This is a genomic window from Mesorhizobium sp. Cs1321R2N1, assembly GCF_037179725.1.
Taxonomy (GTDB): Bacteria; Pseudomonadota; Alphaproteobacteria; order Rhizobiales; family Rhizobiaceae; genus Mesorhizobium; species Mesorhizobium salmacidum.
This window is the reverse complement of the sequence record NZ_JAPYKP010000057.1, coordinates 1-24,580: the sequence shown is the minus strand read 5'-3', so window position 1 is coordinate 24,580 and position 24,580 is coordinate 1. Positions and strand designations below refer to the sequence as shown.

The 24,580-nt window shown below is 63.4% G+C and carries 22 protein-coding genes; 9 read left to right on the top strand and 13 right to left on the bottom strand.

The genetic code is table 11. The annotated features are described in order from the left end of the window. Positions 1 to 65 precede the first annotated feature (65 nt). A complete protein-coding gene (gene rirA / locus O7A61_RS16405; RefSeq protein ID WP_027144053.1) occupies positions 66 to 530 on the top strand; it encodes an iron-responsive transcriptional regulator RirA in 465 nt (154 codons plus the stop codon). A 32-nt stretch (positions 531 to 562) separates the two neighbouring features. Here the strand turns inward: rirA and O7A61_RS16400 are convergent, their stop codons facing one another. The 5 genes from O7A61_RS16400 to hemP are packed head-to-tail and all read right to left on the bottom strand — an operon-like array spanning position 563 to position 4,683. Continuing rightward, positions 563 to 1,354: a heme ABC transporter ATP-binding protein gene (locus O7A61_RS16400; RefSeq protein WP_337130671.1), complete on the bottom strand. Its 792-nt coding sequence runs from the start codon at positions 1,352 to 1,354 to the stop codon at positions 563 to 565. Between the two features lie 25 nt (positions 1,355 to 1,379). Beyond that, a complete protein-coding gene (locus O7A61_RS16395) occupies positions 1,380 to 2,480 on the bottom strand; it encodes a FecCD family ABC transporter permease (RefSeq protein ID WP_337130669.1) in 1,101 nt (366 codons plus the stop codon). A gap of 5 nt (positions 2,481 to 2,485) precedes the next feature. Next, positions 2,486 to 3,394: a heme/hemin ABC transporter substrate-binding protein gene (locus O7A61_RS16390; RefSeq protein ID WP_337130667.1), complete on the bottom strand. Its 909-nt coding sequence runs from the start codon at positions 3,392 to 3,394 to the stop codon at positions 2,486 to 2,488. A 10-nt stretch (positions 3,395 to 3,404) separates the two neighbouring features. Further along, a complete protein-coding gene (locus O7A61_RS16385) occupies positions 3,405 to 4,460 on the bottom strand; it encodes a hemin-degrading factor (protein WP_337130665.1) in 1,056 nt (351 codons plus the stop codon). 16 nt (positions 4,461 to 4,476) lie between these two features. Continuing rightward, positions 4,477 to 4,683, bottom strand: coding sequence for a hemin uptake protein HemP (gene hemP / locus O7A61_RS16380; RefSeq protein WP_027051401.1), 207 nt, complete (start codon positions 4,681 to 4,683; stop codon positions 4,477 to 4,479). Between the two features lie 201 nt (positions 4,684 to 4,884). On the opposite strand from hemP, the gene O7A61_RS16375 reads away from it, so the two are divergent. From O7A61_RS16375 to O7A61_RS16360, 4 genes are all read left to right on the top strand, one after another. Beyond that, positions 4,885 to 7,074, top strand: a complete 2,190-nt coding sequence (locus tag O7A61_RS16375; RefSeq protein WP_337130663.1) for a TonB-dependent hemoglobin/transferrin/lactoferrin family receptor — start codon at positions 4,885 to 4,887, stop codon at positions 7,072 to 7,074. 2 nt (positions 7,075 to 7,076) lie between these two features. Beyond that, on the top strand, positions 7,077 to 7,514 hold the full coding sequence (locus O7A61_RS16370; protein WP_337130661.1) for a hypothetical protein: 438 nt from the start codon (positions 7,077 to 7,079) through the stop codon (positions 7,512 to 7,514). A 91-nt stretch (positions 7,515 to 7,605) separates the two neighbouring features. Then, positions 7,606 to 8,625, top strand: coding sequence for an energy transducer TonB family protein (locus O7A61_RS16365; RefSeq protein ID WP_337130659.1), 1,020 nt, complete (start codon positions 7,606 to 7,608; stop codon positions 8,623 to 8,625). 60 nt (positions 8,626 to 8,685) lie between these two features. After that, positions 8,686 to 9,000, top strand: coding sequence for an antibiotic biosynthesis monooxygenase family protein (locus O7A61_RS16360; RefSeq protein WP_337130657.1), 315 nt, complete (start codon positions 8,686 to 8,688; stop codon positions 8,998 to 9,000). A gap of 12 nt (positions 9,001 to 9,012) precedes the next feature. Here the strand turns inward: O7A61_RS16360 and putA are convergent, their stop codons facing one another. Then, complete coding sequence (putA, locus tag O7A61_RS16355) at positions 9,013 to 12,621, bottom strand: bifunctional proline dehydrogenase/L-glutamate gamma-semialdehyde dehydrogenase PutA (protein ID WP_337130690.1); 3,609 nt, start codon at positions 12,619 to 12,621, stop codon at positions 9,013 to 9,015. A gap of 161 nt (positions 12,622 to 12,782) precedes the next feature. Between putA and O7A61_RS16350 the strand changes: the two genes are divergently transcribed. Further along, positions 12,783 to 13,235 carry an Lrp/AsnC family transcriptional regulator gene (locus tag O7A61_RS16350; RefSeq protein ID WP_027046935.1) on the top strand — a complete coding sequence of 151 codons (453 nt, stop codon included), beginning with the start codon at positions 12,783 to 12,785 and terminating at the stop codon, positions 13,233 to 13,235. A gap of 4 nt (positions 13,236 to 13,239) precedes the next feature. On the opposite strand, the gene O7A61_RS16345 is transcribed toward O7A61_RS16350, so the two are convergent. Genes O7A61_RS16345 through O7A61_RS16330 form a run of 4 tightly spaced genes read right to left on the bottom strand, consistent with a single transcriptional unit; the run spans position 13,240 to position 15,585 of the window. Then, positions 13,240 to 13,554 carry a helix-turn-helix domain-containing protein gene (locus O7A61_RS16345; RefSeq protein ID WP_140758293.1) on the bottom strand — a complete coding sequence of 105 codons (315 nt, stop codon included), beginning with the start codon at positions 13,552 to 13,554 and terminating at the stop codon, positions 13,240 to 13,242. Continuing rightward, positions 13,551 to 13,874 (bottom strand): type II toxin-antitoxin system RelE/ParE family toxin, encoded by a 324-nt coding sequence (locus O7A61_RS16340; protein WP_140758292.1) that lies wholly within the window; start codon positions 13,872 to 13,874, stop codon positions 13,551 to 13,553. Before O7A61_RS16340 ends, O7A61_RS16345 begins: the two co-directional genes overlap by 4 nt. A 54-nt stretch (positions 13,875 to 13,928) precedes the next feature. Continuing rightward, entirely contained in the window at positions 13,929 to 15,128 is a 1,200-nt protein-coding gene (locus O7A61_RS16335; RefSeq protein WP_337130655.1) for a cytochrome-c peroxidase, read from the bottom strand. A gap of 7 nt (positions 15,129 to 15,135) precedes the next feature. Then, entirely contained in the window at positions 15,136 to 15,585 is a 450-nt protein-coding gene (locus tag O7A61_RS16330) for a FixH family protein (protein ID WP_027144063.1), read from the bottom strand. Between the two features lie 151 nt (positions 15,586 to 15,736). On the opposite strand from O7A61_RS16330, the gene O7A61_RS16325 reads away from it, so the two are divergent. Then, positions 15,737 to 16,660 (top strand): sugar kinase, encoded by a 924-nt coding sequence (locus tag O7A61_RS16325; protein WP_337130653.1) that lies wholly within the window; start codon positions 15,737 to 15,739, stop codon positions 16,658 to 16,660. Between the two features lie 4 nt (positions 16,661 to 16,664). Here O7A61_RS16325 and O7A61_RS16320 read toward each other — a convergent pair whose 3' ends face one another. From O7A61_RS16320 to O7A61_RS16310, 3 genes are all read right to left on the bottom strand, one after another. Then, positions 16,665 to 17,687: an aldose epimerase family protein gene (locus O7A61_RS16320; RefSeq protein WP_027144065.1), complete on the bottom strand. Its 1,023-nt coding sequence runs from the start codon at positions 17,685 to 17,687 to the stop codon at positions 16,665 to 16,667. Between the two features lie 85 nt (positions 17,688 to 17,772). Further along, positions 17,773 to 19,230 carry an NAD-dependent succinate-semialdehyde dehydrogenase gene (locus O7A61_RS16315; protein WP_337130650.1) on the bottom strand — a complete coding sequence of 486 codons (1,458 nt, stop codon included), beginning with the start codon at positions 19,228 to 19,230 and terminating at the stop codon, positions 17,773 to 17,775. 183 nt (positions 19,231 to 19,413) lie between these two features. After that, complete coding sequence (locus O7A61_RS16310) at positions 19,414 to 20,364, bottom strand: AEC family transporter (RefSeq protein WP_337130648.1); 951 nt, start codon at positions 20,362 to 20,364, stop codon at positions 19,414 to 19,416. Positions 20,365 to 20,470: 106 nt separating this feature from the next. Here O7A61_RS16310 and O7A61_RS16305 point away from each other — a divergent pair, with 106 nt between their 5' ends. Both O7A61_RS16305 and O7A61_RS16300 read left to right on the top strand, forming a co-directional pair. Continuing rightward, positions 20,471 to 23,491: a caspase family protein gene (locus tag O7A61_RS16305; RefSeq protein WP_337130646.1), complete on the top strand. Its 3,021-nt coding sequence runs from the start codon at positions 20,471 to 20,473 to the stop codon at positions 23,489 to 23,491. Positions 23,492 to 23,591: 100 nt separating this feature from the next. After that, positions 23,592 to 24,140, top strand: coding sequence for a histidine phosphatase family protein (locus tag O7A61_RS16300; RefSeq protein WP_027144069.1), 549 nt, complete (start codon positions 23,592 to 23,594; stop codon positions 24,138 to 24,140). The last annotated feature ends 440 nt before the right edge of the window (positions 24,141 to 24,580 follow it).

Sequence of the window (24,580 nt, the reverse complement as noted above, 5' to 3'; positions counted from 1 at the left end):
GAAGCCGCGCCAGCAAGTCTACACTCCGGCATGGTTGCACCGTGCCAGCGCTTTGTGAGGATGAAATGCGGCTTACCCGCCAAACCAACTACGCCATGCGCATCCTGATGTATTGTGCCGCCAACAATGAACGGTTGAGCCGCATCCCGGAGATCGCGGCCGCCTATTCTGTGTCGGAACTGTTCCTGTTCAAGATCCTGCAGCCTTTGGTCGAGAACGGCCTGGTCGAGACTGTCCGCGGCCGGAACGGAGGGGTACGGCTCGGCCGTGCCGCCGAAGCGATAAGCCTGTTCGACGTTGTGCGCGTGACCGAGGAAAGCTTTGCCATGGCGGAGTGCTTCGAGAACGACGCGGCCGAATGCCCGCTTGTCGACAGCTGCGCGTTGAATTCGGCGCTGCGCGAGGCGCTCAACGCCTTCTTCGCCGTGCTTGCCCGCTACACGATCGCCGACCTGGTGGCGGCGCGGCCGAACGTGCGCAACCTGCTCGGCATCGATCTGTTGATGGAGCGCCGCGCGCCGGCAGCTTGATCCCTGTCGCGTCGTGCGAGGTCGGCTGAATATCAGCTGACCGACGATTGCGGGAGCACGAACGGCATGTCGCTAGCCGGCAGCACGCCGACCTTGAGCCGGCAATCGAACACCTTTTCGATCAGCTCATCGCTTAGCACCTCCCGCGGCGAACCGGTCGCGGCCAGCCGGCCGCGATGCATCACGAAGATGCGGTCGGCATACATGGCCGTCAGATTGAGGTCGTGCAGGATCGCGACCACGCCCCCGCCTCTTCTGGCGAAATCGCGGGCGATGTTCATGATGATCAGCTGATGCTTGATGTCGAGGCTGGAAACCGGTTCGTCGAGGAAGAGATAGCGCGGCCCGCCGTCGAGCACTGGCGCCCAGACCTGGCACAGCACGCGCGCAAGCTGGACGCGCTGCTGCTCACCACCCGAAAGTTCCTGGTAGAAACGCCCGGAAAAGCCATCGAGATCGACCCGCGCCAGCGCCCGCTCCGGCAGGCGTTCGTTCTCGCCGGGCAGCACGCCAGCGCGGCCACCGACGAGGCCAAGCCTGACGATCTCGCGCACCGTGAAGGGAAAGGACAAGGTCGTTGCCTGAGGCAGCACCGCTCGCACCGTCGCGGCCTCGACCGGCTTCATCGTCGACAGCTCGCGACCGTTGATGACGATCCGTCCGGTATGGGCGAGATCCCCCGACATCGCCTTGAGAAAGGTCGTCTTGCCCGAGCCGTTGGGACCGACGATGGCCGAGATTTCACCCGGCCCGACTTCGAAATCGACATCAACGACAATACGCTTCTTGCCGATCGCCACAGAAACATCGCGCGCTTCGATCATGAAACACTCCAACAGGGTCCCAAACTCACAGGTCGATCACGCCGCGCTTGCGCAACAGGATCCACAGGAAGAGCGGCGCGCCAGCGACGGCGGTGACGATGCCGATCGGCAATTCGGCCGGCGCCACGATGGTGCGGGCGACGGCATCGGCGAGCAGCAACAGCGAGGCGCCGAGCAGCGCCGAGGCCGGCAGCAGGTAACGATTGTCCGGGCCGATCAGCAGGCGCAGCAGATGCGGCACCACGATGCCGACGAAACCGATGCCCCCGCTGACGGCGACGGACGCCCCGACCGCCGCCGAGACACCAATGATGGCTGTGTATTTCAGCCGCTGCACCGATATGCCGAGATGGCCGGCGGTGGCCTCGCCGAGCGCCAGCGCATTGAGGCCGCGGGCCAGGAACGGCATCGCCGCCAGCGCCAAGATGATGATGGGCCCCACGGAAGCGATCTTGGCCCATGTCGCACCACCGAGCGATCCCAGCGACCAGAAGGTCAGGTCGCGCAACTGGCGATCGTCGGCCATGAATATCAGGATTCCGGTCAGCGCCATGGCAAGTGCCGCCAGGGCTATGCCGGCGAGCAGCATGGTGGCGACCGAGGTTTGCCCGCGTCGCGTGGCGACCTCATAAAGCACCAGTGTGGTGGCGAGGCCGCCGAAAAACGCCGCAAACGGCAGCGCGAGCGTTCCGAGCAATGCGGTCGCCGGTGCCAGCACGGTCCCGCCAAGTACGATGACAGCCACCGCGCCAAGGCTGGAGCCGGCTGAAACCCCGATCAGGCCGGGATCAGCGAGCGGATTGCGGAACAGCCCTTGCATGACGGCGCCGCAAACCGCGAGCGCCGCGCCCACCAACATGCCGAGGATGACGCGCGGCAGGCGGATTTCGTAGACGATCAGGCTGTCACGCGCGCTGAGGGCCGCATCGCCAGGGACGGTGCCAAAGAGCCAATCCCTGATGACGTTCACGGCGGATGCGTCCGACGCCCCGGATGTGAGCGAAAGCAAGACGGCGATCGCCAGGCCCAGGCACAGCAAGAGGATGACGGCACGGGCGCGACCGGAACGATCGCCTTCGGATGCACCCATCGCCTTCACTGGACCGGCGATCGACTGGTCGGCCATGATGCTCAGTCCGTGACCTGTGCGCCATAAAGCGACACGGCGAGGTCGTGGATGGCGTCGGCCGTGCGTGGCCCGAAGCCGAGCAGATAGGCGCCATCGATGCGGATCAGCTTGCGCGCGGTGCCAGCCGGCGTCGAGGCTATGGATGGATTGCCGAACACTTCGTCGTCCGACACCGGCGGCCCGGCATTGCTCATCATCAGGATCACGTCCGGCCTGGCGGTGACGATCGCTTCGTCGGACATCTGCTTGTAACCGGAAAAGCCTTCCATCGCATTGACCCCGCCCGCCAGCTTGACCATGCCGTTGGCTGCGGTGTCGCTGCCGGCCGCCATGATCTTGCCGCCCTGCATCGAGAGCACGAACAGGACGCGCTTGCGCTCCCTGATCGATTCTGTCTGCTTTTTAGCGGCCGTGAGTTTGGCATCGAGCGCCTTGGCCAGCACCTCCGCCTTGGCCTCGACCCCGAGCGCCTTGCCGACAATGCGGACCTTCTGAAGGATGCCTTCGCGGTTGTACTGCTCGGGCACTTCGATGAAGGGAATGCTCGTCTTCTTCAGCACGTCGACGGCTTCCTTGGGGCCGCTGCCGTGCAATGCCAGTATGGCTGTCGGACTGACCGACAAGACGCCTTCCGGCGACAGCTGGCGCATGTAGCCGACATCGGGCAATTCGAGTGCCGCTTTCGGATAGAGGCTGCTGGAATCGCGCGCTACGAGACGCTTTTCCTCGCCAAGCGCATAGACGATTTCGGTGATGGAACCGCCAATGGCGGCGATCTTCGAAGGGTCGGCGAAGACCGAAACGCCTTCGGTGGCGCCGGCTGGTTGCATTGCGGCGAAAGACAGGGAAAGGCCGATCGCGGAACCGATGATCGATCCGCGCAGGGCGGACAGTCTCGAAACAGAACGCATTACACTTTCCTCAGGCTGCCGTCGGGCTTGGAATGCGCGGCAGGTGCTCGGCCAAGAAACGCCAGTCGTCGCGTTCGCCCTCGCCTTCATGGCGCTTGCCGAAGAACTGGATGATCATGTCACCATTGGCGGCATAGACCTCGAGCGAGGTGACATGGCCGTCCTTGGTCGGCTTGCGCACCGCCCAGACCTCATGGATGTGGTCGATTCGCAGGTGCAGATGAAAGGTCTCGTCCAGCACATTGATCCACGGTCCCATCGTCTTGATTGACTTGACCGGGCCGGAATGGATCTGGATGCAGCCGCGGTTGCCCACGAAGCACATGATCGGCATCTCGCCTTCGGCGGCGTGATGGAACATGGCGCGGACCGCGTCATTGTCGAGCAGCCAGGCATAGTCCTGGCCGACCATGCGCACCGCCTGGCGGCGGCTGAGCTTTAACGTCTTCAGCATGCCGAAGAACTGGTGCACGTCCGTCAGCCGGCTCCAGCGGTCACGCAGATCGTCCAGGCTTGTGGTCCCGGCCTCGCTTTCCTCATCGAGAACGGGCCGTGAAATGTCGATCGTCGGCTCCTGGTTCGACGATTCCAGTGAGGCGACCAGCTTCTGGTAGGCATAGAGGCTGGAGGCCGGGCGCAGATGCACCTTGTGCACCGCCTCGCCGGCCGCATCGAAGAACTGCAGGCTGCGGCGGATGTCGTCGCCGTCCCGCTTCTCCACGGCGAAGCCATGCGCCCAGACTTTCGGGAAGATGCGCAGGTCGATGTTCTCGCCAAGCATCATGGCGTTGTGGTTGCCGGTGACGGGCTTGTCATAGACCCCGATCTTCTCGTGCACCGCACTTTCGTTGCGGGTCAGCGCCATGACCTCGCCAACGGCCTCGAGACCGGTCAGAAGGTCGTTGACGCGCGGTTCGATGCGGACGGCGCCGTCGCCGCAATGCGCGGCGGCCAGCTCGGCCTCCGAAATGCCGAGCTGGGCGGCAAGGTCACGCTCGCGCGTTTTCGGATTCACGGTCCGTGCCCGCCGGATTTCATGCGGAGCGGGTTTTACGCGCTGGTCCATGTCTTTATGCCTTGCCTTACTTGTTCAGAATGAGCTTGCCCTGGCGGGTGATCTTCAGCCGGTAGAGCGCGCCATGATGTTCGATGCCGATCTCGTGCTCGCCCTGAAACAGCGTGTTGCTGGACAGCGTTCGCACCGCCAGCGGAATCCGATCGAAACGGGCGGAGGCATCGTCCGAACGGCGGACGCGATAGCGAAAATCGTTGGGATTGTGCGTGTTCATCTGGTTCGATCCCTTTCCTGTGCCGGGCATCTGGCTAGGCGTTGCGAAATTGCCGATTCATTTCTTGACTCGAAATAATCATGTTTACTAGTCAGTGCAATACCGGACTAAATGAGTCAACATTTAAGATGCCGGATACGACCAAAAATGCCAGCAAGCCCCGGGCCAGCCAGCATGGAACCTGGAATTTGGAGTTGGGGCATGGGGTTGATGAATTGGGAATGGCGCGGCCGGTCGAAGGCGAACCGTGCAAAGGCTTTGCTTGCAAGCGTGGCTGCGATCGCCCTATCCGCGCCATCGGCGCACGCGCAACAGGCGACGCAGCCGGCGAGCGAGCAGACCGGTCAATCGAAAAAGACTGACCAGGAAAGTGCAGCTCCCTCGGGCGCGACGCTGCTCGACAAGATCCTGGTGCTCAGCCGCACCGGCGAAACGGCGATCGAATCGCTGGCTTCGGCCAGCCACGTCGGCCAGGAGCAACTCGACCGCCGCATGGCGACGACGCCAAACGAAATGCTGCTCGGCGTACCAGGTGTCGCCGCGCAGGCAGACGCCAGGCGCGTCAGCACCAGCATCAACATCCGAGGCCTGCAGGATTTCGGCCGCGTCGCCGTCATCGTCGATGGCGCGCGCCAGAATTTCCAGCGTTCCGACCACGGCACCCAGTCGACCTTCTACATCGATCCCGAACTGGTCAAATCCCTCGACGTGATCCGCGGTCCGGTCGCCAACACCTATGGTTCTGGCGCCATTGGCGGCGTCGTCTTCTTCGATACCAAGGATGCGCTGGATTTCCTCAAGCCTGACGAAACCTGGGCAGGCTCCGTTACTGGACGCTACGAAAGCAACGGCAAGGGCTGGACATCAAGCGCATCCGGCGCCTATCGGATCAATCAGAACTGGGACGTGCTGGGCAACATCGTCTACCGCGACTACGGCAACTACAAGGACGGCGACGGCGACACCGTCAACGGCACTGGTTTCGACGTGCTGAGCGGCCTGCTCAAGACCACCATCCGGCCGACCGAGAACAGTGAACTGAAGCTTGGCTGGGTCGGCTCTAGCGATGGCTGGAACGAGACCAGCGGCGGCCTGTCTGTGAATGATGTCGACCTGAAGTCGAACACCTTCACGGCCCGCTACAACATCACGGACGAAGACAAGAGCTGGCTCGATCTCCACATCAACACCTCCTACAACAAGACCAATCTCGACCTGACCAGTCTTGTGCCGCAGAACCGCTTCGATCCGGTGACCGGTTTTCCCGTGGTGCTGCCGGCAGGATCACAGTCGACATTCGATGTCGGCACGACCGGCATCGATATCTGGAACACGTCACGGTTCGAGACGAGCGGCATCGCGCATGAACTGACCTATGGCGGTGACTGGGTCGGCGACAGCGTCAAGACGGGCGGCGCTGCCGGCGGCGACAGTTTCTACACCCCTTCTGGCAAGCGGAATGTGTCGGGCGCCTACGTCCAGGACAAGCTCAGCTGGGACTGGCTCGAAGTCATCGCCGGCCTGCGCTACGACAGCTATAGCCTGAAGGATGACACACACGATATTTCCGGCGACAGGCTATCGCCGCGCGTCACGGTCGGTGTCTCGCCGTTCGAGAGCGCCGGGCTTGCCGGCCTGCAATTCTACGGCACCTATGCGGAAGGCTATCGCTCGCCGTCGATCACGGAAACGCTGATCAGCGGCAACCATCCGGCTGGCGTCAGCTTCCCGTTCCTGCCCAATCCAAATCTGCGGCCTGAAACCGGCAAGACGACCGAGTTCGGCGTCAACTACAAGCAGAACGACATCTTCGAGGCTGGCGACGCACTCCGTATCAAGGCGGCCTATTTCAATAACGATGTCGACGACTATATCGACGGCGTAACGCTGTCGCCGTTCGCTCCAGGCAGCGGCTGCCCCTTCGGCCCCGGCATCCCGATCTGCTTCCAGTATCAGAATTTCGCCAAGGCCAAGATCGACGGCCTCGAGCTGGAAGGTGTCTACGATGCGGCATGGGGCTATGCCGGCCTCTCGGCTTCGATCACGGATGGCCACACGGTTTCCTACAAGGGTGTGGAAGCCGACCTCGCCACCATTCCTTCCTCTCAGGTCACCGCTCAGCTCGGCTTGCGCTTCCTCGAGGACAAGCTGACCGTCGGCGGCGAGGTGCAGTATAACGGCAAGCCGAAGGGCAATACGTTGGCCACGGACTACACACTGGTCAACGCCTTCGCCAGCTATCAGGCGACCGACAATCTGAAAGTCGATTTCCGTGCCGACAACCTGTTCGACGTCAAATACGCCAACCCGCTGAATGGCGGCACGACGGTCGCTGTCTATGAACCGGGCATCACGCTGAAGCTGGCCGCAACCATGCGATTTGGAGGCTGAGCATGACGAGCTTGACGACATCCCTTCGTCTGCTGACCTCGACGCTGGCGATGTCGCTTGCGACGGTTCCGGCGCGGGCTGAACAGTCCGAGCCGGTCCTGACCCTCGAACTCAATGCCGCGCAGCCTTCTGACAAAGGCTGCCGGCTGACCTTCCTGGTCAACAACAATCTCGGCGCCGACCTCACCAAGGCGGCGTTCGAGATCGCCCTGTTCAACGAGGCCGGGGTGGTCGACCGGCTGACGGTGCTCGACTTCAAGGATTTGCCAACGGGCAAGACAAAGGTGACGCGCTTTGACCTGGCCGGTACCGACTGCACCAAGCTCAGCCGTGTGCTGATCAACAGCGCGACGGAGTGCGTCGGCACGGGCCTCGAGCCGGCCGCCTGCATGCGCAAGCTGAAGACGGACACCAGGACCGGCGTTGCTTTCGGCGTCTGATGTGGGACCAGAACCCGCCTTGGCGCGACATATCCAGGCCCGGCCCCTGGCCGGCCTTCTGCTGTTTGAGCCAGTCTATCTTGATTTGACAATGGCGCCTGGGCCGCTGCATTTTCCGCCGCGCGACATGCAGGAAACCAGTTCCCTCCCCAATGCCGGCGACGAGTTGGCCATCGTGCCGGCCGAGTCGCTTGCCCAGACGCGGCCGCCTGCCGGCAACGGCAAATGGCCGGCTGCGATCGTCGTCTCCTGCCTGCTCCACGCAGGCGTGGCGGCGGCCTTTTTTATATCGCCAACGGGAACGTTCGATCTCCAGGGCGGGGTGCAGTCGGAAGGCAGCGATCACACAGGAGACAAGGTGGTCGGTAGCGCCCTGGACAAGGACCCGGCGGCGATGAATGTCACGCTGGTGCCGAATCCGCAGCCGACCAAGCAGCAACCGGCAAAGGCAGCGGGCACAATGCCACCGACACAACCTCCACGTCCCGCGCAGGAAGGCACGAAGCCACCTCCCGAGCCTCTGCCGGAACCTGTCAAGCTGCCGGCGGTCACGCCGGACATACTGGTGGCGGGGACGCCACGTTCCGATGACCAGAGCGTGGCGCCTCCCAGAACTGAAATGCCGGCGCAACCGACCATGCAGGCCGAGGACACCGAAACGCCTGCCTCGGTTCCAGAGCAGCCGCAGGTTCCCATCGCAAGGCCGAGCCCGGAAAGTGCTCCAGCAACCGCCGGCGAACCATACGAGAAGCGCGGCTCGGCTGACGGCCATGAAATCAAGGCGGCCACTGCCAGCAAAGGGAGAAAGCAAAGCGAGGCCGGCAACGCGGCGGCTTCCCGCTATAGCGGCGAAGTGGCCAGCAAGTTGGCTCGCGCCAATCGCCGTGTATCGAAATCCGCGCAAACGACAGCCCGCAACAACGCGATGGTGGCATTTGTCGTGCTTGCCGATGGCAACATTGCCGACTTGCAACTTGCCAAGAGCTCCGGCTCGCCGGAGCTTGATCAATTCGCCTTGGAGCTGGTGCGAAAACAGGCGCCATTCCCGCCAATCCCGCCCGAGACCGGGATGTCGAGCTGGCGCTTCAAGGCGCCAATCGGTCCGTTCTGAGCCGTGGCCATTCACTCAAGCCTCAATCATCAACGTTCGAGACCTGCCGAAAGGAACCCCATGTATATCGCCATGAACCGCTTCAAGGTGCAGACCGGCTCCGAGGCCGACTTCGAAGCCGGGTGGAAGAACCGCGATTCCAGCCTTGCCGAGATGAAAGGCTTCCGCGAGTTCCATCTGCTGCGCGGTCCGGTCAACGAGGCCGAAGGCTACACGCTTTTTGCCTCGCATACGGTCTGGGCCAGCCATGACGATTTCGTCGCCTGGACCAAGTCGGAGAATTTTCGCGCCGCCCACCGCAATGTCGGCACGACAAAGGTCCACTATCTCGGCCACCCGCAATTCGAGGGCTTTTCCGTTGTCGAAGGCGCGTAAGTGTCGACCAGTCTATGCAGCGGCCAACAGGCTGGCATTGCCGCCCGCTGCCGTCGTGTCGACGCAGACGGCCCGCTCATGCGCATAAGCCGCCGGATTGAGCACCTCGCTGACCAGCGGCACGATCGGCCCGCTGCGCTCGGCGATGACCTTGCGCACGATGCGCGCCGCCTCGGGCGTGCCTGAAAAAGCAACGACATCGACGCGCAGCGAGCGCGCCTCGACCGGATCGGGGCGGCCATCGATGGCCGCCAGCGGCAGGCCTTTCCCCGTCAATGCGGAGAGGGTAGCCGGGGCACCTGGCGCCACCGCCAGCACCGCATTGCCGGCGGCGAGCGCCTGGATGGTCTGGGCTAGCAGCGTGTCGGCGTCCGGCCCCAGGCACAGCACCCGGCCGCGCGCCGACAGCGACAGCGTGTTGGCCTCGCCGGTCGGGCCAGGCAAATCGACCTGGCCGAAATCGATGCTGGCGGCGGCACCGATCGCGGCCGCGCCCTTGCCGCGCAGATGCTTCCTCAGGATGGCGATCCGGTCCGGCCGCGTCGACCAGCCGCCAAGTGCCGGATCGGGCAGATTGTCGGCAAGCTCGGTCGCCGTAACCTTGTGGCCTTCGCCAACTTCCGTGCCTGCTTCCGGCCCCTTGCGGAAGCGCCTGACATAGTACGGGCCGCCTGCCTTCGGCCCGGTGCCGGAGAGGCCCTCGCCGCCAAATGGCTGCGAACCGACGACGGCGCCGATCTGGTTGCGGTTGACATAGATGTTGCCGGCATGGATGCCGTCGACGAAATGCTGCACACGCCCCTCGATGCGGGTGTGCAGACCGAAGGTCAGGCCATAACCCTTGCGGTTGATGGCGGCGATGACGCTGTCGATCTGGTCGGCGTCGAAACTGGCGACGTGCAGCACCGGCCCGAACACCTCGCGCTCCATCTCCTCGATGCCCTTGACCCGGAAGACATGCGGCGCGACGAAGCGGCCGTCCTTGGGGGCTTCCAACTTGGCGATCAGCCGCCCTTGCAGCCCCATCGTCGTGCAATAATCGCGGATCGAGGCCTGCGCCTCGTCGTCGATGACCGGCCCAATGTCGGTCGAGATCAGCCAGGGCTCGCCGACATTGAGCGCCTCCATGGCGCCCTTCAGCATCTCCAGCATCTTCTTCTCGACGTCTTTCTGCACATAGAGCACGCGCAGCGCCGAGCAGCGCTGGCCGGCACTCTGGAAGGCCGACGCCAGGATATCGCGCACCGCCTGTTCGGGCAGCGCGGTGGAATCGACGATCATGGCATTGAGACCACCGGTCTCGGCGATCAGCATGGCGTCCGGCGCCGCGGTCTCGGCCAGTTGTTTTTCGATCAGCTTGGCAACCTCGGTCGACCCGGTGAAGCAGACGCCGGCAATACGCGGATCCGCAGTCAGCGGGCCACCGACCGATGGGCCGTCGCCGGGCAGGAGCTGGATGACGTCCTCCGGCACACCGGCCTCGCGCAGCATCTCGACGGCGCGGAAGGCGATCAGCGGCGTCTGCTCAGCCGGTTTGGCGATCACCGAATTGCCGGTGACGAGTGCTGCCGCGACTTGGCCGGTGAAGATGGCGAGCGGGAAATTCCATGGCGAAATGCAGACAATGGCGCCGCGCGCTTGCGTGCCCGCCTCGGCATTCGCCGCCTCGGTGGCGTAATAGCGCAGGAAGTCCACGGCCTCGCGCACCTCGGCGACGCCGTCGGCCAACGATTTGCCGGCTTCGCGCGTAGCGAGCGCAAAGAACTCGACGGCATTGGCCTCGTAAAGGTCAGCCGCGCGGTTGAGGATGCCGGCACGCTCGGCGACCGGCCGGTTTGCCCAGGCCGGCTGCGCCTCCACCGCGATGCGCACGGCGGTCGCGACTTGCTTGGCGGCGGCCTCGTGAACTGTGCCGACGACCTCGGAAGGTTTTGCCGGATTGACGATCGGGCGCTGCTTGCCGTAGCCGGCGGCGCGCGTGATCGGCTTGGCGTGCCAGCGATCGGGACCCGCGAATGCCGCTTTGGCCTGGTCGATAGCAGCCAGCGTCACCGCATCGGTAATGTCGAACCCTTTCGAGTTGCGACGGCCCGCGCCAAATATCTGGGAAGGCCGGGCAATCGCCGGATTGGCGGCGGGACCCTGGCGTTCGACCGTTTCCAATGGATCGCGCGCGATGTCCTCCGGCTCGACGTCCTCATCGGTCAGTTGATGCACGAAGGAGGAATTGGCGCCGTTCTCCAGCAGTCGGCGGACCAGATAGGCAAGCAGGTCCGAATGCGCGCCGACCGGCGCGTAAATGCGGCAACGCGTGCCCTCCGACCGGCGCACGGTTTCGTGCAAGGCCTCGCCCATACCGTGCAGGCGCTGGAATTCGAAGGTGTCGCGGTTGTCCGCCATCGACAGAATGGCGGCGACGGTGTGGGCATTGTGGGTGGCGAATTGCGGATAGATTCGGTCGGTCATCCCAAGCAGTTTTTTCGCGCATGCGATGTAGGAAACGTCGGTGTTGGCCTTGCGCGTGAACACGGGATAGCCTGACAGTCCGAGCGTCTGCGCCCGCTTGATCTCGGTGTCCCAATAAGCACCCTTGACCAGCCGAACCATGATGTTGCGATTGTTTTTTCTGGCCAGCGCATAGAGCCAGTCGATGGTGAAAGCCGCGCGCGGGCCATAGGCCTGCACTACGACGCCAAAACCGTTCCAGCCGGCGAGTTCCGGCTCTGCCAGCACCCGCTCGATGACGTCGAGCGACAGATCCAGACGATCCGCTTCCTCGGCATCGATGTTGAGGCCCATCCGCGAATGCCGTGCGGCCAGAGCCAGCGACAACAGCCGCTCGGCCATCACAGGCAGCATCTTTTCCTTCTGCGCCACCTCGTAGCGAGGATGCAGCGCGGAGAGCTTGACCGAAATGCCGTGGTTGTACCGGATATCTGGCCCGTTCGAGCCGGCATCGAGCGAGGAAATGGCGTCGGCATAGGCCTTGTGGTAGCGCAAGGCGTCGGCCTCGGTGCGAGCCGCTTCGCCCAGCATGTCGAAGGAATAGAGATAACCCTTCTGGGTCATCGGCCGGCCGCGCTTGACGGCTTCCGCGATCGTGCGGCCAAGCACGAATTGTTCGCCCATCTCGCGCATGGCGGCGGCCACCGCCTTGCGGATGACGGGTTCGCCCAACCTTCGCACCATCGAGCGCAGCGTGCCTTCGATGCCCCCCTCGCCTTCGTCGAGCACGCGCCCGGTCAGCATCAATGCCCAGGTCGAGGCATTGACGAAAATGGAACTCGAACCACCGGAATGCGCCGACCAGTCGTGCGGCGCGATCTTGTCGGCGATGAGATCGTCCATCGTCTCGGTGTCGGGCACGCGCAACAGCGCCTCGGCCAGGCACATCAGCGCCACGCCTTCCTTGGTGGAGAGACCGTAGGCGGAGAGGAAGACCTCCATCAGCCGGGGATCGGTGGAGCCCCGTACCGCCCGCACCAAGTCGGCCGCGCGGGCCGAGATCGCCTTGCGGTGTCCGGCAGAAAGCCCGGTCGCCTCGGCCAATCGCTTAACCGCTGCGTCTTCGTCGGGCAAATAATTGGCACGGATCTGCTGGCGGATGGCGTCGAGCGGCATGGCGGTCCTATGAGCAAGCATAAGGGAGCGGCCGGCGGTCACCGGACCGAATGGCGCAAGCTAGCACAAGTGCCAGATTTCAGGCGGTCTGAAAAAATCGACAGGGCAGCTCAATTGACCTATCATGTTGCAGAAAATTGTTGATTCAGGCTGCGGTTTCGATGACAGAAGACCAATTAGACCGCATCGACAGGAACATCCTGTCGGCATTGGCCGGCAACGGCCGGCTTTCCATGTCGGAACTGGCCGCCAAGGTCGGCTTGTCGAAGACACCGGTGCAGGCGCGGGTGAAGCGGCTGGAGAAGGACGGCTATATCAGGGGATACCAGGCGATCATCGACCGCGAACGCATGGGCGAAGGCCATGTCGCCTTCGTCCAGGTGAAATTGTCGGACACCCGATCCGCCGCGCTCGATGCCTTCAACCGGTCGGTACAGGCCGTGCCGGAGATCGAGCAGTGCCACATGATGGCGTCGAGCTTCGACTATCTCCTGAAGGTCCGCACCCGCGACATCGCCGCCTACCGCCGCGTGCTCGGCGAGCGCATCTCGGCCCTGCCCCACGTCGCCCAGACCTCGACCTTCGTGGCGATGGAAACGGTGAAGGATAGGTAGACGCTTAATGGCCGGCGCGTGACTTCGGCTTGCCCGGCTCGAAGCTGATGCGCAATTTCGATCCGGTCGCCTTTGCGAAGCGCTGCAAGGTTCGGGTCGAGGGCATGTTTCGGCCGCTCTCCAGGCGAGCGATCACGGCTTGTGTGGTTCCCATGGCCGCAGCGACCTGTTCCTGAGTCATATCGGCGTCGCCTCGTGCCCTGATCAAGGCTTCGGCTATGGCGAATTCTTCCTCCAAGGCATCGTATTCGACAACGAATTGCGGGTCCTTGAACCACTCCTTAGCGGCGTCCTCGACGGAAATTGCTTTTCGGCTCATGGAACCTCCTTCGCTCGCTTTAGGGCGAGCTCGATCTCGTTTCGCGGCGTCTTCTGGGTCTTCTTGGCAAACACCCGCACCACAACCACGCGGCGTTCGAAGGCAGTGACATAGACCGCGCGAGCAATGCCATCCCGGCCCTTCATCCGCATTTCCCAGAGCGGGCCTTCCAGATGCTTCACATATGGCTCATGGACTTTCTGCAGCCCATGCACCTCGATCAGCCGCGATATCCGCAGAAAGCTCGCGAGAATATCTTTTGGCTGGGCCTCCAGCTCCCGTCTCACCTCGACATTGAGAAACTCGACTGACCAGCTCATCGGGTTAGAATATATCTTTTTTGCAATATTTTTTCAACTGCTCATCCCTTGGCGTCATTCCGACAACGTCTTCAGGAACGCCACCAGTGCGGCGCGCTCGCGGTCGGACAGCTCAAGCGGGTGAATTTCAGAGGTGCCCTCAACGCTTCCTGCCGCTTTGGCGTAGTGCGCCACAACCTCGTCGAGCGATGAAAACTGCCCGGCATGCATGTAAGGCGGACGCGTCGCCGCACCGCGCAGCGACGGCGTCTTGTAGGCGCGCGCAAGTTCCGGCGCATCCTTGACCATGAAGCGCAGTTCGCCGCAGGCACTGGCGTCGCCATCGCGATAGGCGCCGAAGCAGTTGAACGGGTCGGCCTCGACTTGGGCCACCGCATCGACGCGCCCACGATCCGCCGGCAGGCCGGCGACAGGCGGCACGCCCGTGTTGTGAAAACCGTTGTCGCTGAAGCGCGGGCCGTTGTGGCAGGTCACGCAATTGGCCTTGCCGATGAACAGTTTCAGCCCAAGGATTTCTTCTTGCGAAAAAGCCGCATCGCCTTTCGGCTCGGCGCCTGTGGCAAGGTCCAGTGCAAAGCGGTCGAAGCGCGTCGGCGACGGCTCGATCGAGCGTTCGAAAGCGGCGATCGCTTTGCCTATATTGGCGTAGACGCGGTTCACCGCATCGCGCTGCGCGCCGCTCATCGCGTTCCAGGCTGTCCTTTCGGCATCGCTTCCGAGCGGGCTGGCATTCGGCGGAATGCCGGACAAATCAGGCAATGGCCCGAAGATCCGCTCATAGCGTTCGCCGAAGCGTGTCTTCATGTAACGCGCATAGGCGGTGCGGTTTCCAGCCTGTTCCAACGGGTTTTCGAGGGGGGTCAGCGCCTGCGCCCACAAGCTATCGCGACGTCCGTCCCAGAAGAACCAGGGGTCGCGCGCCACACCGGCCAGTGGCATGGTGCGCCGGTTGGTGCGCCCAACGCCGACCGCCTGCGGCAGGTCGTCCTGGAACTGGCGGTCGATCTTGTGGCAGGTCGAGCAGGACACCGTACCGTCGCGGCTCATCCCGACGTCGAAGAACAGCGTCGAGCCAAGTGCGGCGGCGGCTGGCACATCCGCAAAGCGATTGGTGGTGTCCGGCTTCAGCGCTGGCAGTGTGTTCAATGCCAGCGAAGCAATCATTTTCTTCTCGGCATCGGAAAAATCCGGCTTGCCGCAACCGGCAAGGATGGCCGCCACCGTCAGCGCAAAAAAGCAGAAAAAGCGCCTCATCGACCGCTCACAGCACCACGTTGAACAGCACAGTGTCGGAGCCCGCGCCGGACGATATGGCGAAACGCAGTTGCCACCAGCCGCTCATGGTGAATTTCACCCCTTCGATGCGGTAGCGTCCCTCGCCCAGATAATCGGTCGCCTGCGGGCTGGTCGGCAAACCGTGATTGTGTTGCGGCATGCCGCCGGAGATGGTGATCGCGGCTCGCTCCACCGAAGCCCCTGTCTTTGTCTTCAGCGTCAGCAGCCAGGATTCCAGTTCGCCCTGCCGCACCACGCCGTGTTCCGGCACGAAACTCGCTACGTACAATCCGTTGTCGGTTTTCTTGGTCCGCGAGACATCCGGGCCGACGGGCTGTGCCGAATGCGGCGCCGTCAGATAGACGGCCGCGAGAACGCCGACCAGCAAAGCAGCCAGACCAAGACCTGCCAGGAAATAACGCCATAACGATGCCAAACCGGTTCCTCTTCTGCGGATAACGTTCTGCCGGGCGGATCGCATCCCGCCAGCCTGTGGGAAAACGCTGTGGCGGAAAAAAGCCTGCTTGCCAAGCATGGCGCTGCGTCCGGCAAAAAGCTACAGCACCGAAATCACTGGAGGATTGCAGATGGTGGGAAACGGCGTCGCCTCGATCGGCGAATGCATGCTCGAACTGTCGGGACAGACCGGCCCGAACTGGCGCATGGGCTTTGCCGGCGACACGTTCAACACGCTGTGGGCGCTCCATGCGCTCAGCCCTGACCGGCCGGCAACCTATGTCTCGGCCTTCGGCGACGACCCCTTCTCACAGGGCCAGATCGCCTTCTTCGCCGAAAACGGCATCGGCATCGGCTCCAGCCCGGTCGTACCGGGCGCGCGCCCCGGCCTCTATGCGATCACGCTGACCGGCGCCGAGCGCTCCTTCACTTACTGGCGCGGCGACGCCGCCGCCAGGCAGCTCGCGTCGGATCCGGCGGCATTGTCGAAAAACCTGGAAAATCAGGCGCTTGTGTATTTTTCCGGAATCACTTTGGCAATTCTCGACGAGGCCTCGCGCGAGGCACTGCTGGTTGCCGTGGCTAAGGCACGCTCGGCAGGCTCGCTGATCGCCTTTGATCCGAATTATCGGCCACGGCTCTGGCGCCGCCGCGAGGACGCGCAGGCAGCGATCGTCGAAGCGCTTGCCGTCACCGACATCGCATTGCCGACTTTCCCGGACGAACAGACGCTGTTCGGCGACGACACACCGCAGGCGACCGCTGATCGCCTCGGTCAATTGGTCAAGGAGGTCGTGGTCAAGAACGGCGAAGCGCCGGCGTTGATTGCCGAGGGTGGAGCGCTGCGGGAGGTCGCCGCAATCCATGTCGCGGTGCTCGTGGACACGACAGGTGCCGGGGATTCCTTCAATGGCGGCTATCTCGCCGCTCGTCTTGCCGGCCACAGCCCAGAGGAAGCCGCCCGGCGAGCCCATCGCGTTGCCGCTGCCGTGGTGCAGGTCCGTGGCGCATTGGCGCCGTTCGAGACGCTGCGGACGGCGTTCGGCAAGTCCTGAAAAGCTATCCCTGCCGGAAGCGGTATTCCGTCACGTGGTGGTAGATCGCGCCCGGCCATAGCGTCGCCTGCGGAAAATAGGGCCGGTTCGGCGCGTCGGGCCATATCTGCGGCTCCAGGCAGAAGCCGCTGAAGGCCTTATAGTTCCGTCCTTCCAGACCGATGCGTGGCGTCACATATTGCCCGGTGTAGAGCTGGACACCGGGTTCCGTGGTCCAGACTTCCATCTCGACGCCGGAATTCGCCCCTTGCACCCACGCTGCCTGTTTGAGCGGCCCGCGCGCCGCGGCCAGGCAGAAATTCTGGTCGTAGGGCAGCTGCTCGCCCTCGGTCTCCATGCGCAGCGGCCGCGCCTGACGAAAATCGAAGGGCGTGCCGTCGACCGGCTTGACCACGCCGGTCGGGATCATGTCGCCGTCGACAGGCAGATAGGCGCCGGCGTTCAGCATCATCCTGTGGTCGAGAATGTCGCCCGTGCCGCCATCATCGAGGTTGAAGTAGGAATGCTGGGTGAGATTGCACGGCGTCGGCTCCTCGCAGGTCGCCGTCAGTTCGACGCTGAGCGTGCCGGGAATTTTCAGCCGGTAGGTGCAGGTAACGTCGAGCGCGCCGGGAAAGCCCATCGCGCCATCGGGATCGTGCAATGTCAGCGTGACGAAGTCCCTGCCATGCAGCGAAACCGCCCATGGGCGGTGGGAGTAGCCTTGCGAGCCGCCATGCAGCGTATGCTTGTCCAGGAAGTTGCGCTCGGTCTGGTAGCGGTTGCCGCCAATTGTGAAGCGGCCGTCGCCGATGCGGTTGGCGTAGCGCCCAACAACGGCCCCGAAGAAGCCAGTGTCGGTCTCATAGGCCTCCAGATTGTTGTAGCCGAGGACCAGCGGCGCGTCGTGCCCGATCAGGCGCAGGTCCTGGACGATGGCGCCAAGCCCGATGACGTTGGCGGTGAGGCCGCCGCCCCTGATCGTAAAGCGGCGGATCGGTTCGCCTGCCTGCGTCGTGCCGAAAACCTCGCCGTCCTTCATCATCATGCCCGCAAATGCCAGTGGATCCAAAGGACTTCGGCTGGTTGTTCAGCCTGGGGCAGGTTTACCAGCCTGCCCCAGCACCAGCCTATCAGAGGCCGAGGCCGCCGATGCACACATATTTGGTATCGAGGTAATCCTCGATGCCCTGATGTCCGCCTTCCTTGCCAAGTCCGGATTCCTTGACGCCGCCGAACGGCGCTTCCGGAGTGGTGATCAGGCCTTCATTGACGCCGACCATACCGTATTTCAGGCCTTCCATGACCCGGAAGGCGCGGCCAAGATCGCCGGTGTAGAAATAACAGGCAAGGCCGAACTCGGTGTCGTTGGCGAGCGCGACGGCCTCTTCCTCGGTTTCGAACTTGAACACGGGTGCGACCGGGCCAAAGATCTCTTCCTTCATGAAGCGCATTTTCGGCGTCGCGTTGGCGATGACCGTCGGCTGAAAGAACGAGCCGCCCAGCGCATGGCGATGACCGCCGGCGACGACCTTGCCGCCCTTCGAGGTGGCATCGGCGATCAGCTCCTCGACCTTCTCGACCGCCTTCTCATCGATCAGCGGCCCCTGCTGGACCCCCTCTTCGAGGCCGGAACCGACCTTCAGTCCGTTGCTGGCCGCGGCGAGCTTCTCCACGAACCTGTCGTAAACACCGGCCTGGACGAGGAAGCGGTTGGTGCAGACGCAGGTCTGGCCGGAATTGCGATATTTGGCGGTGATCGCGCCGGCCACGGCACGCTCGACATCGGCGTCGTCGAAGACGATGAACGGCGCGTTGCCGCCGAGCTCCATCGACACCTTCTTGACGGTGACCGACGATTTCTGGATCAGGATCTTGCCGACCTCGGTCGAGCCGGTGAAGGTGATCTTCTTGACCAGCGGATTGGCGCAGATTTCGTCGCCGATCTCGCCAGCGGCGCCGGTCAGGATGTTGACGACGCCCTTGGGAAAGCCGACTTCTTCGGCCAGCGCTCCCCAGGCGAGACCCGAATACGGCGTCTGCGAGGCCGGCTTGACCACGGCGGTGCAGCCTGCGGCAAGTGCGGGACCGAGTTTGCGGGCCAGCATCGAGGACGGGAAATTCCACGGTGTGATGGCGGCAATGACGCCGACCGGTTCCTTGGTCACCAGGATGCGACGGTCCGCCCATGGCGAGGGCACGACGTCGCCATAAGTACGGCGGCCTTCTTCGGCGAACCACAGGATGTAGGCGGCAGCCGAACCGATCTCGCCCTTGGACTCGAACAGCGACTTGCCCTGCTCGATGGTGAGCAGTTCAGCCAGTACGTCCTGATTGTCCATCATCGCATCATGCAGCTTGCGCAGCAGCTTGGAGCGTTCGAGCGCGGTCGTCTTGCGCCAGGTCTTGAAAGCTTCGTCGGCCGCCTCGATGGCGCGGCGTGTCTCGGCCTTGCCCGACTTCGGCACCGTGCCGATCTTGAGGCCGGTGGCTGGATTGTTCACATCGACCGTCTGGCCGCTGTCGGCCTGCACCCATTCGCCATTGATGAGATTGGCCTGGCGCATGAAATGGCTGGTTTTCTGAAGCATGGTCTAGCCTCCGTTCGGCGCTCACGGGCCGCTATCTGGATGTCTTCGGTAAAGCGCAGGCAGGGCCGCACGCTGGAGCCATTGCTCTTAACCTAGGGAAAGCCCCGCAAGCAATCGCAAGATGGCATATAGGGGTTGGACCAGCGCAAGACGAGGGCGGGTTGGTATGCGCTATCGTCAACCTCACCCGAAGACATGCAGGACCACCGTCAGCCAGAAGGCGGTGGTGAGGACCGCGCAAGCCGTGGCGATGGTCATTTGGTTCGATGCCAGCGCCTGGCCGGTGTTGAACTGGACGGCGATGAGATAGGAATTGATGCCGGACGGCAGCGCCGCCACCACGACCGCCACCTTGGCAGTCAGCGGCGGCAGGCCGAGCAGCCAGACGAAGGCAAAAACCAGCGCCGGCATCAGGAACAGCTTCAGCGCCGAAAGCGCCAGGGCCGGCCGGACATTGCCTGATATGCCGAAGCGGCGCAGGCTCAGCCCCATGGCAAACAGCGCCACCGGCCCGGCCGTATTCGCCAGCGCATCGACCAGCCGCATGATGAGACCCGGCAGCGGGACGCCGCTGAGCCGCCATGCGAGACCCAGGAGAATGCCGATGATCAGCGGGTTGATGAACAGCCGCCTCAGGAAGCTGCGGGTGACGCGCAACGGATGCACATGGTCGCCGCTGCCCCGGCCGAACATCTCGAACAGCACGATCGAAGCCATCATCATGATCGGCAGATGCACCGAGACCAGCAGCGACAGCACTTCGAAGCCGCTCGGACCAAATATGCCAAGGATGAAGGGGGCACCGAGCAGCACCACATTGGAATAGGCCGATGACACCCCGCCGACGACCCCGGCTCGCGCATCGCGACCAAAGATTCGCGTGGTGACGACATGGCCCGCCGCCCAGGTGATCGCCACGGCGGTGAAATAGGCACCCCATAGCGGCCATGGCGCCACGCCATGGAAATCGGCCTTGACCATGGTCTGGAACAGAAGCAGCGGCATTGCCACGGAGACCGCGAAGTCGGATATCCCCTCGCCGCTCGCCGGTCTCAGATAGCCTGTGTACCCAGCGAGATAGCCGAGCGCGACAAGACTGAAGACGAACAGGACGGTTTCGGTGAGCGGAGACATTTTTCAGGGATAGGCGAGCCACGGTCGCGGCGCAATCGCGCCCGAATTTGATCATCGTCGGCTGCCAGGGTTATACAGGGCTTGGATCATCAGGGCGGAACGACAAATGACCTTTGTCGAAACCTCGAAACTGCGTCTTTTCGGGCGTGCGTGGCTGACATTGTTTGTCGCCATGCTTGTCTCCGTGGCCGCGTCGATGCTTCAGGCTGCCGAGGCAAAAGACCTCAAGGGCGTGGCGCTGATCGTCGGTCAGTCCAGATACGAACACATCGCTGCCTTGCCCAACCCGGCCAATGATGCCCGCGACATGGCCAAGATGTTGACCGATCTCGGTTTCGACGCCCGCAACGTCACCGACCGCGATGCCAGCAAGCTGAAGCGCGACCTCGAACGCTTCGTCGAGGATGCCGAGGGCGCCGACGTCGCTCTCATCTACTACTCGGGTCACGGCATCGAGGCCGGTGGCGAGAATTATCTGGTTCCGGTCGACGCCGATGTCTCGTCGCTCAAGGATGCCGATCAGGCACTGGTGCCGATTTCCGCCGTCATAGACGAATTGAAGAAGACGGTGCCGGTGACGATCGTGCTGCTCGATGCCTGCCGCACCAATCCGTTTCCATCAAGTGCCGTGGTGCGGCGTGCGCCGACCGCTTCGGCCGAGCCGATCGGCGCGGGGGGACTGGAACCGGTGCGCGGCGCCAAGGCCCTCGGCAACGAGCCGGCGGCCGATGCGAGCCTCGGCACGGTGATCGGCTTCGCCGCGGAACCCGGCCGTCCGGCGCTCGATGGCGCCGCTGGCGAAAACAGCTCCTATGCGGCCACCCTGCTGCGCCACCTCGCGGCGATGAAAGGCACCGAATTCGGCTCGGTCATGCGCATGGTCACGGAAGAGGTCTATCTCGACACCAAGGCGAAGCAGCGCCCCTGGGTCAACGAAAGCCTGCGCCGCCTGCTCTATTTCGGCGTGGCTCCGCCGGAGCCGACCGGCGATGACGGGCTGATCACCGGTGAGCGGCGACAGTTGCTCCTGACCATTTCCGATCTGCCGGACCCCAAGCGGGCACAGGTGGAATTGGCATCGCTGCAGGAGGGCGTGCCGCTCGACGCGCTTTACGGCGTGCTGCGGGCACTAGGCACCGAGAAAATCCCCGAAGATCCGACCGACCTGCGGAAAGTGCTCGATGCGCAGGCCGAGCGCCTGAAGAAGATGATGTCCGAGCGCGCCGCGTTGCGCACCGACGACCCGGAAATCAAACGTCTGGTCGCCTCCGCCGACAAGGCCATCGGCCAGGGCGCGATCGCCACGGCGCGAAAATTCCTCGATGATGCCGTGGGGCGGGTCGAGGAGACCAACGACACGGTCGACCAGGCTGAGGAATTGATCAAGCAGAAGCGCATCGCCGATGCCGCGATCTACGCCAAGCGGGCCGACGCCTCGGCGCTGGTCTTCGACTACAAATCGGCCGCCAACGACTACGCCAAGGCGTTCTCGCTGGCCGAGAAATGGGATGACAAGCTGCGCTGGAACTACAAGAACCAGGAGGCGGAGGCACTTAATTCCTATGGCTACGCCACCGGCGACCTGGATGCGCTGCAGCATGCGATCGAAGCTTATCGCGCCATCCTGAACTTCATTCCCAATGGCGAACAGAATCGCGACTGGGCCATTACCCGCAACAACATGGCCGTGGTGCTGCAGAACATCGGCGAGCGCGAGACCGAGACCGCGCATCTCGAAGAGGCCGCGCAGATCTTTCGCGATTCGCTGGCTGTGTTCGAACGTGTGAAAGACGATCTCAACTGGGCCGCCGCCCAGAACAATCTCGGCAACGTGCTGTTGAAGATCGGCGAACGCGAGAGCGACCCGAAGCGCTTGAACGAGGCGGTGGCGGCGATGCGTGCCACGCTGGAAAAGCGCCCGCGCGACAAGGTTCCCCTCGACTGGGCTTCCTCGCAGAACAATCTTGGCCTCGCGCTCTATGCGCTCTCCGAACGTGAACCCGGCGGCGAGCATCTGGCCCGGGCGGAAGCGGCCTACCGGCTGGCGCTCGAGGAATACACGCGCCAGAAGACGCCGGTCGAATGGGCGATGGTCGAGAACAATCTTGGCAACACACTTGTGACCCTCGGCATCCAGCTCAACGACAAGGCCAGGATCAACGAGGCCGTCGACGCCTTTCGCGCCGCGCTCGAAGTGCGAACCCGCGACACATTCCCCGTCTCCTGGGCCACCAGCCGGCTCAACCTCGGCAATGCGCTGAGTGGTGTCGCCCGTTTCGACATGGGCACCGGCACGCTTGAAGAGGCGGCGGCAGCCTATGACGATGCATTGACGGTGTTCACCAAGCAGCGCTTCCCGATGGATTGGGCGTCGGCGCAGAACAATCTCGGCTCGATCTACCAGACGCTTGGCCAGCGCACCCGCGACGCATCCAGGCTGGAGCAGTCGGCCGCGGCATTCCAGGCGGCCCGCCAGGTCTATGTCAGACGGAAATTTCCCCTCGATTGGGCGATGAGCTACTACAATCTCGGCAACACGCTCCAGCTTCTTGGCGGCGTGACGGACAAGCCCGAACACTACAGCGAGGCGATTGCCGCCTACCGCGAAGCTTTGCGCGAGTACAAACGCGAGACCAACCCGCGGCAATGGGCGCTGACCCAGGCTGGCCTCGGCTCGACGCTGCACTGGTTGAGCATGAGCAATGCCGACCCCAGGACCTTGCAGGATTCGATCGCCGCGCGGCGTGCGGCGCTCGAAGTGCTGACCATCGAGACGGCACCCGTCGACTGGGCCAACGCCCAGAATGGTATCGGTATGAGCCTCCTCAACCTCGGCAACATCGAACGGACCGGCAAATATCTCGATAAGGCCGAGGCGGCTTTCACGGCGACGCTGAAAGTGTTCACCAGGGAAAGTCAGCCCATGCAGTGGGCCTTCGAACAGAACAACCTTGGCGACATCCACTGGAACCGCGCCAGCTATGGCGGCGGCAAGCCGGAATACCTCAAGGCGATCGCGTTCTTCGAGAACGCAAAACAGGGCTTTACCGAAGCCGGCTACACAATCCCCATCCCGCTCACCGACCAGAAAATCGATCTGGTGAAGCAGCAGCTCGCCAAAAAGTGAGGCTTGAGACGCGGCCGACGCCCGGCTTGTCTTTGTGCCCGCGTTCCAATCTCTATATGCGAATGGTTGGAGCCCGATACGGACTCATGGAAGGGTGGCGATGATCCGGTTAGCCTTGGCGTTGTTCCTGCTTGTCGTCCCCGCCGCCGCGCACGCGACGGACGCCGGCTGGGCGCTGCTGCGCGACGGCGGCCATGTCGTGCTGCTGCGCCACGCCATGGTCACCGGCACCACCGACCCGGCCAATTTCGACATCGGCAATTGCGCCACCCAGGTCAATCTGTCGGCGCGCGGCAAGCAGCAGGCAAGCAAGATCGGCGCCCTGTTTGCCGCCCGCGCGGCTCCCATCGAGCGCATTTTGTCCAGCCGCTATTGCCGCTGCCTCGACACGGCGCGCACCGCCTTCGAGGCCGAGCCGGAGCTTTTTGCCCCCCTCGACCTTTTGAAGAGCGATGCGGCGGACAAGGCGGCGCAGATCGCGGCGGTTATGAAGGAAATCCGCGCCTATACCGGTTCCGACAATATGGTCATGGTCACCCATCTCGAAAACATCGTGGCGCTGACCGGCGTGTCGCCGCGCGAAGGCGAAGCAGTGGTGGTCGAGCCGCAAGGCGACGGCTTGCGCGTACTCGGCCGCGTCACCTTCTGAGACCGCAACTCCCGATCGCAGGCGCGGCAACCAGTGTTGCCGAAATGCCACCGCCGCAAGAAGCCGCGATTTGGCCGCGACAATGCCGCTTGCGACAACCCGTCGCAGGGGCCATAGGCGCGCTCCCGGTCACGAAAACCGAAGCGAGCACAACGGTTGGAGCTTTCGTCTCCGCCCGTGCAGGCGGCTTTGCCGCCCTGTATACGGCGCCGCTTTGGGGATTGGGATCGCGGATGTAGCTCAATTGGGAGAGCGCCGGACTTAATCCGGAGGTTGTGGGTTCGAGTCCCGTCGTCTGCACCACGGATAGCTCGGTCCGTTCCGGACACATGGGTTACGGTTTATACCGGAGACATGGGTAACACTTTTGGCCCGAACGGGTTTTGGAGTGGTTCGAGCCTGCATGTCTCATCGTCGAAATATCCCAAATCGTAGTCCAT

Excerpts from the sequence above, each read along its gene's own strand:
- O7A61_RS16325 (WP_337130653.1), top strand. The coding sequence starts at position 15,737 with ATGGTGGGAAACGGCGTCGCCTCGATCGGCGAATGCATGCTCGAACTG.
- rirA (WP_027144053.1), top strand. The coding sequence starts at position 66 with ATGCGGCTTACCCGCCAAACCAACTACGCCATGCGCATCCTGATGTAT.
- O7A61_RS16345 (WP_140758293.1), bottom strand. The coding sequence starts at position 13,554 with ATGAGCCGAAAAGCAATTTCCGTCGAGGACGCCGCTAAGGAGTGGTTC.
- O7A61_RS16390 (WP_337130667.1), bottom strand. The coding sequence starts at position 3,394 with ATGCGTTCTGTTTCGAGACTGTCCGCCCTGCGCGGATCGATCATCGGT.
- O7A61_RS16370 (WP_337130661.1), top strand. The coding sequence starts at position 7,077 with ATGACGAGCTTGACGACATCCCTTCGTCTGCTGACCTCGACGCTGGCG.
- putA (WP_337130690.1), bottom strand. The coding sequence starts at position 12,621 with ATGCCGCTCGACGCCATCCGCCAGCAGATCCGTGCCAATTATTTGCCC.
- O7A61_RS16340 (WP_140758292.1), bottom strand. The coding sequence starts at position 13,874 with ATGAGCTGGTCAGTCGAGTTTCTCAATGTCGAGGTGAGACGGGAGCTG.
- O7A61_RS16335 (WP_337130655.1), bottom strand. The coding sequence starts at position 15,128 with ATGAGGCGCTTTTTCTGCTTTTTTGCGCTGACGGTGGCGGCCATCCTT.
- O7A61_RS16350 (WP_027046935.1), top strand. The coding sequence starts at position 12,783 with ATGACAGAAGACCAATTAGACCGCATCGACAGGAACATCCTGTCGGCA.
- O7A61_RS16400 (WP_337130671.1), bottom strand. The coding sequence starts at position 1,354 with ATGATCGAAGCGCGCGATGTTTCTGTGGCGATCGGCAAGAAGCGTATT.
- hemP (WP_027051401.1), bottom strand. The coding sequence starts at position 4,683 with ATGAACACGCACAATCCCAACGATTTTCGCTATCGCGTCCGCCGTTCG.
- O7A61_RS16365 (WP_337130659.1), top strand. The coding sequence starts at position 7,606 with ATGGCGCCTGGGCCGCTGCATTTTCCGCCGCGCGACATGCAGGAAACC.
- O7A61_RS16315 (WP_337130650.1), bottom strand. The coding sequence starts at position 19,230 with ATGCTTCAGAAAACCAGCCATTTCATGCGCCAGGCCAATCTCATCAAT.
- O7A61_RS16310 (WP_337130648.1), bottom strand. The coding sequence starts at position 20,364 with ATGTCTCCGCTCACCGAAACCGTCCTGTTCGTCTTCAGTCTTGTCGCG.
- O7A61_RS16320 (WP_027144065.1), bottom strand. The coding sequence starts at position 17,687 with ATGATGATGAAGGACGGCGAGGTTTTCGGCACGACGCAGGCAGGCGAA.
- O7A61_RS16395 (WP_337130669.1), bottom strand. The coding sequence starts at position 2,480 with ATGGCCGACCAGTCGATCGCCGGTCCAGTGAAGGCGATGGGTGCATCC.
- O7A61_RS16385 (WP_337130665.1), bottom strand. The coding sequence starts at position 4,460 with ATGGACCAGCGCGTAAAACCCGCTCCGCATGAAATCCGGCGGGCACGG.
- O7A61_RS16300 (WP_027144069.1), top strand. The coding sequence starts at position 23,592 with ATGATCCGGTTAGCCTTGGCGTTGTTCCTGCTTGTCGTCCCCGCCGCC.
- O7A61_RS16375 (WP_337130663.1), top strand. The coding sequence starts at position 4,885 with ATGGGGTTGATGAATTGGGAATGGCGCGGCCGGTCGAAGGCGAACCGT.
- O7A61_RS16360 (WP_337130657.1), top strand. The coding sequence starts at position 8,686 with ATGTATATCGCCATGAACCGCTTCAAGGTGCAGACCGGCTCCGAGGCC.
- O7A61_RS16305 (WP_337130646.1), top strand. The coding sequence starts at position 20,471 with ATGACCTTTGTCGAAACCTCGAAACTGCGTCTTTTCGGGCGTGCGTGG.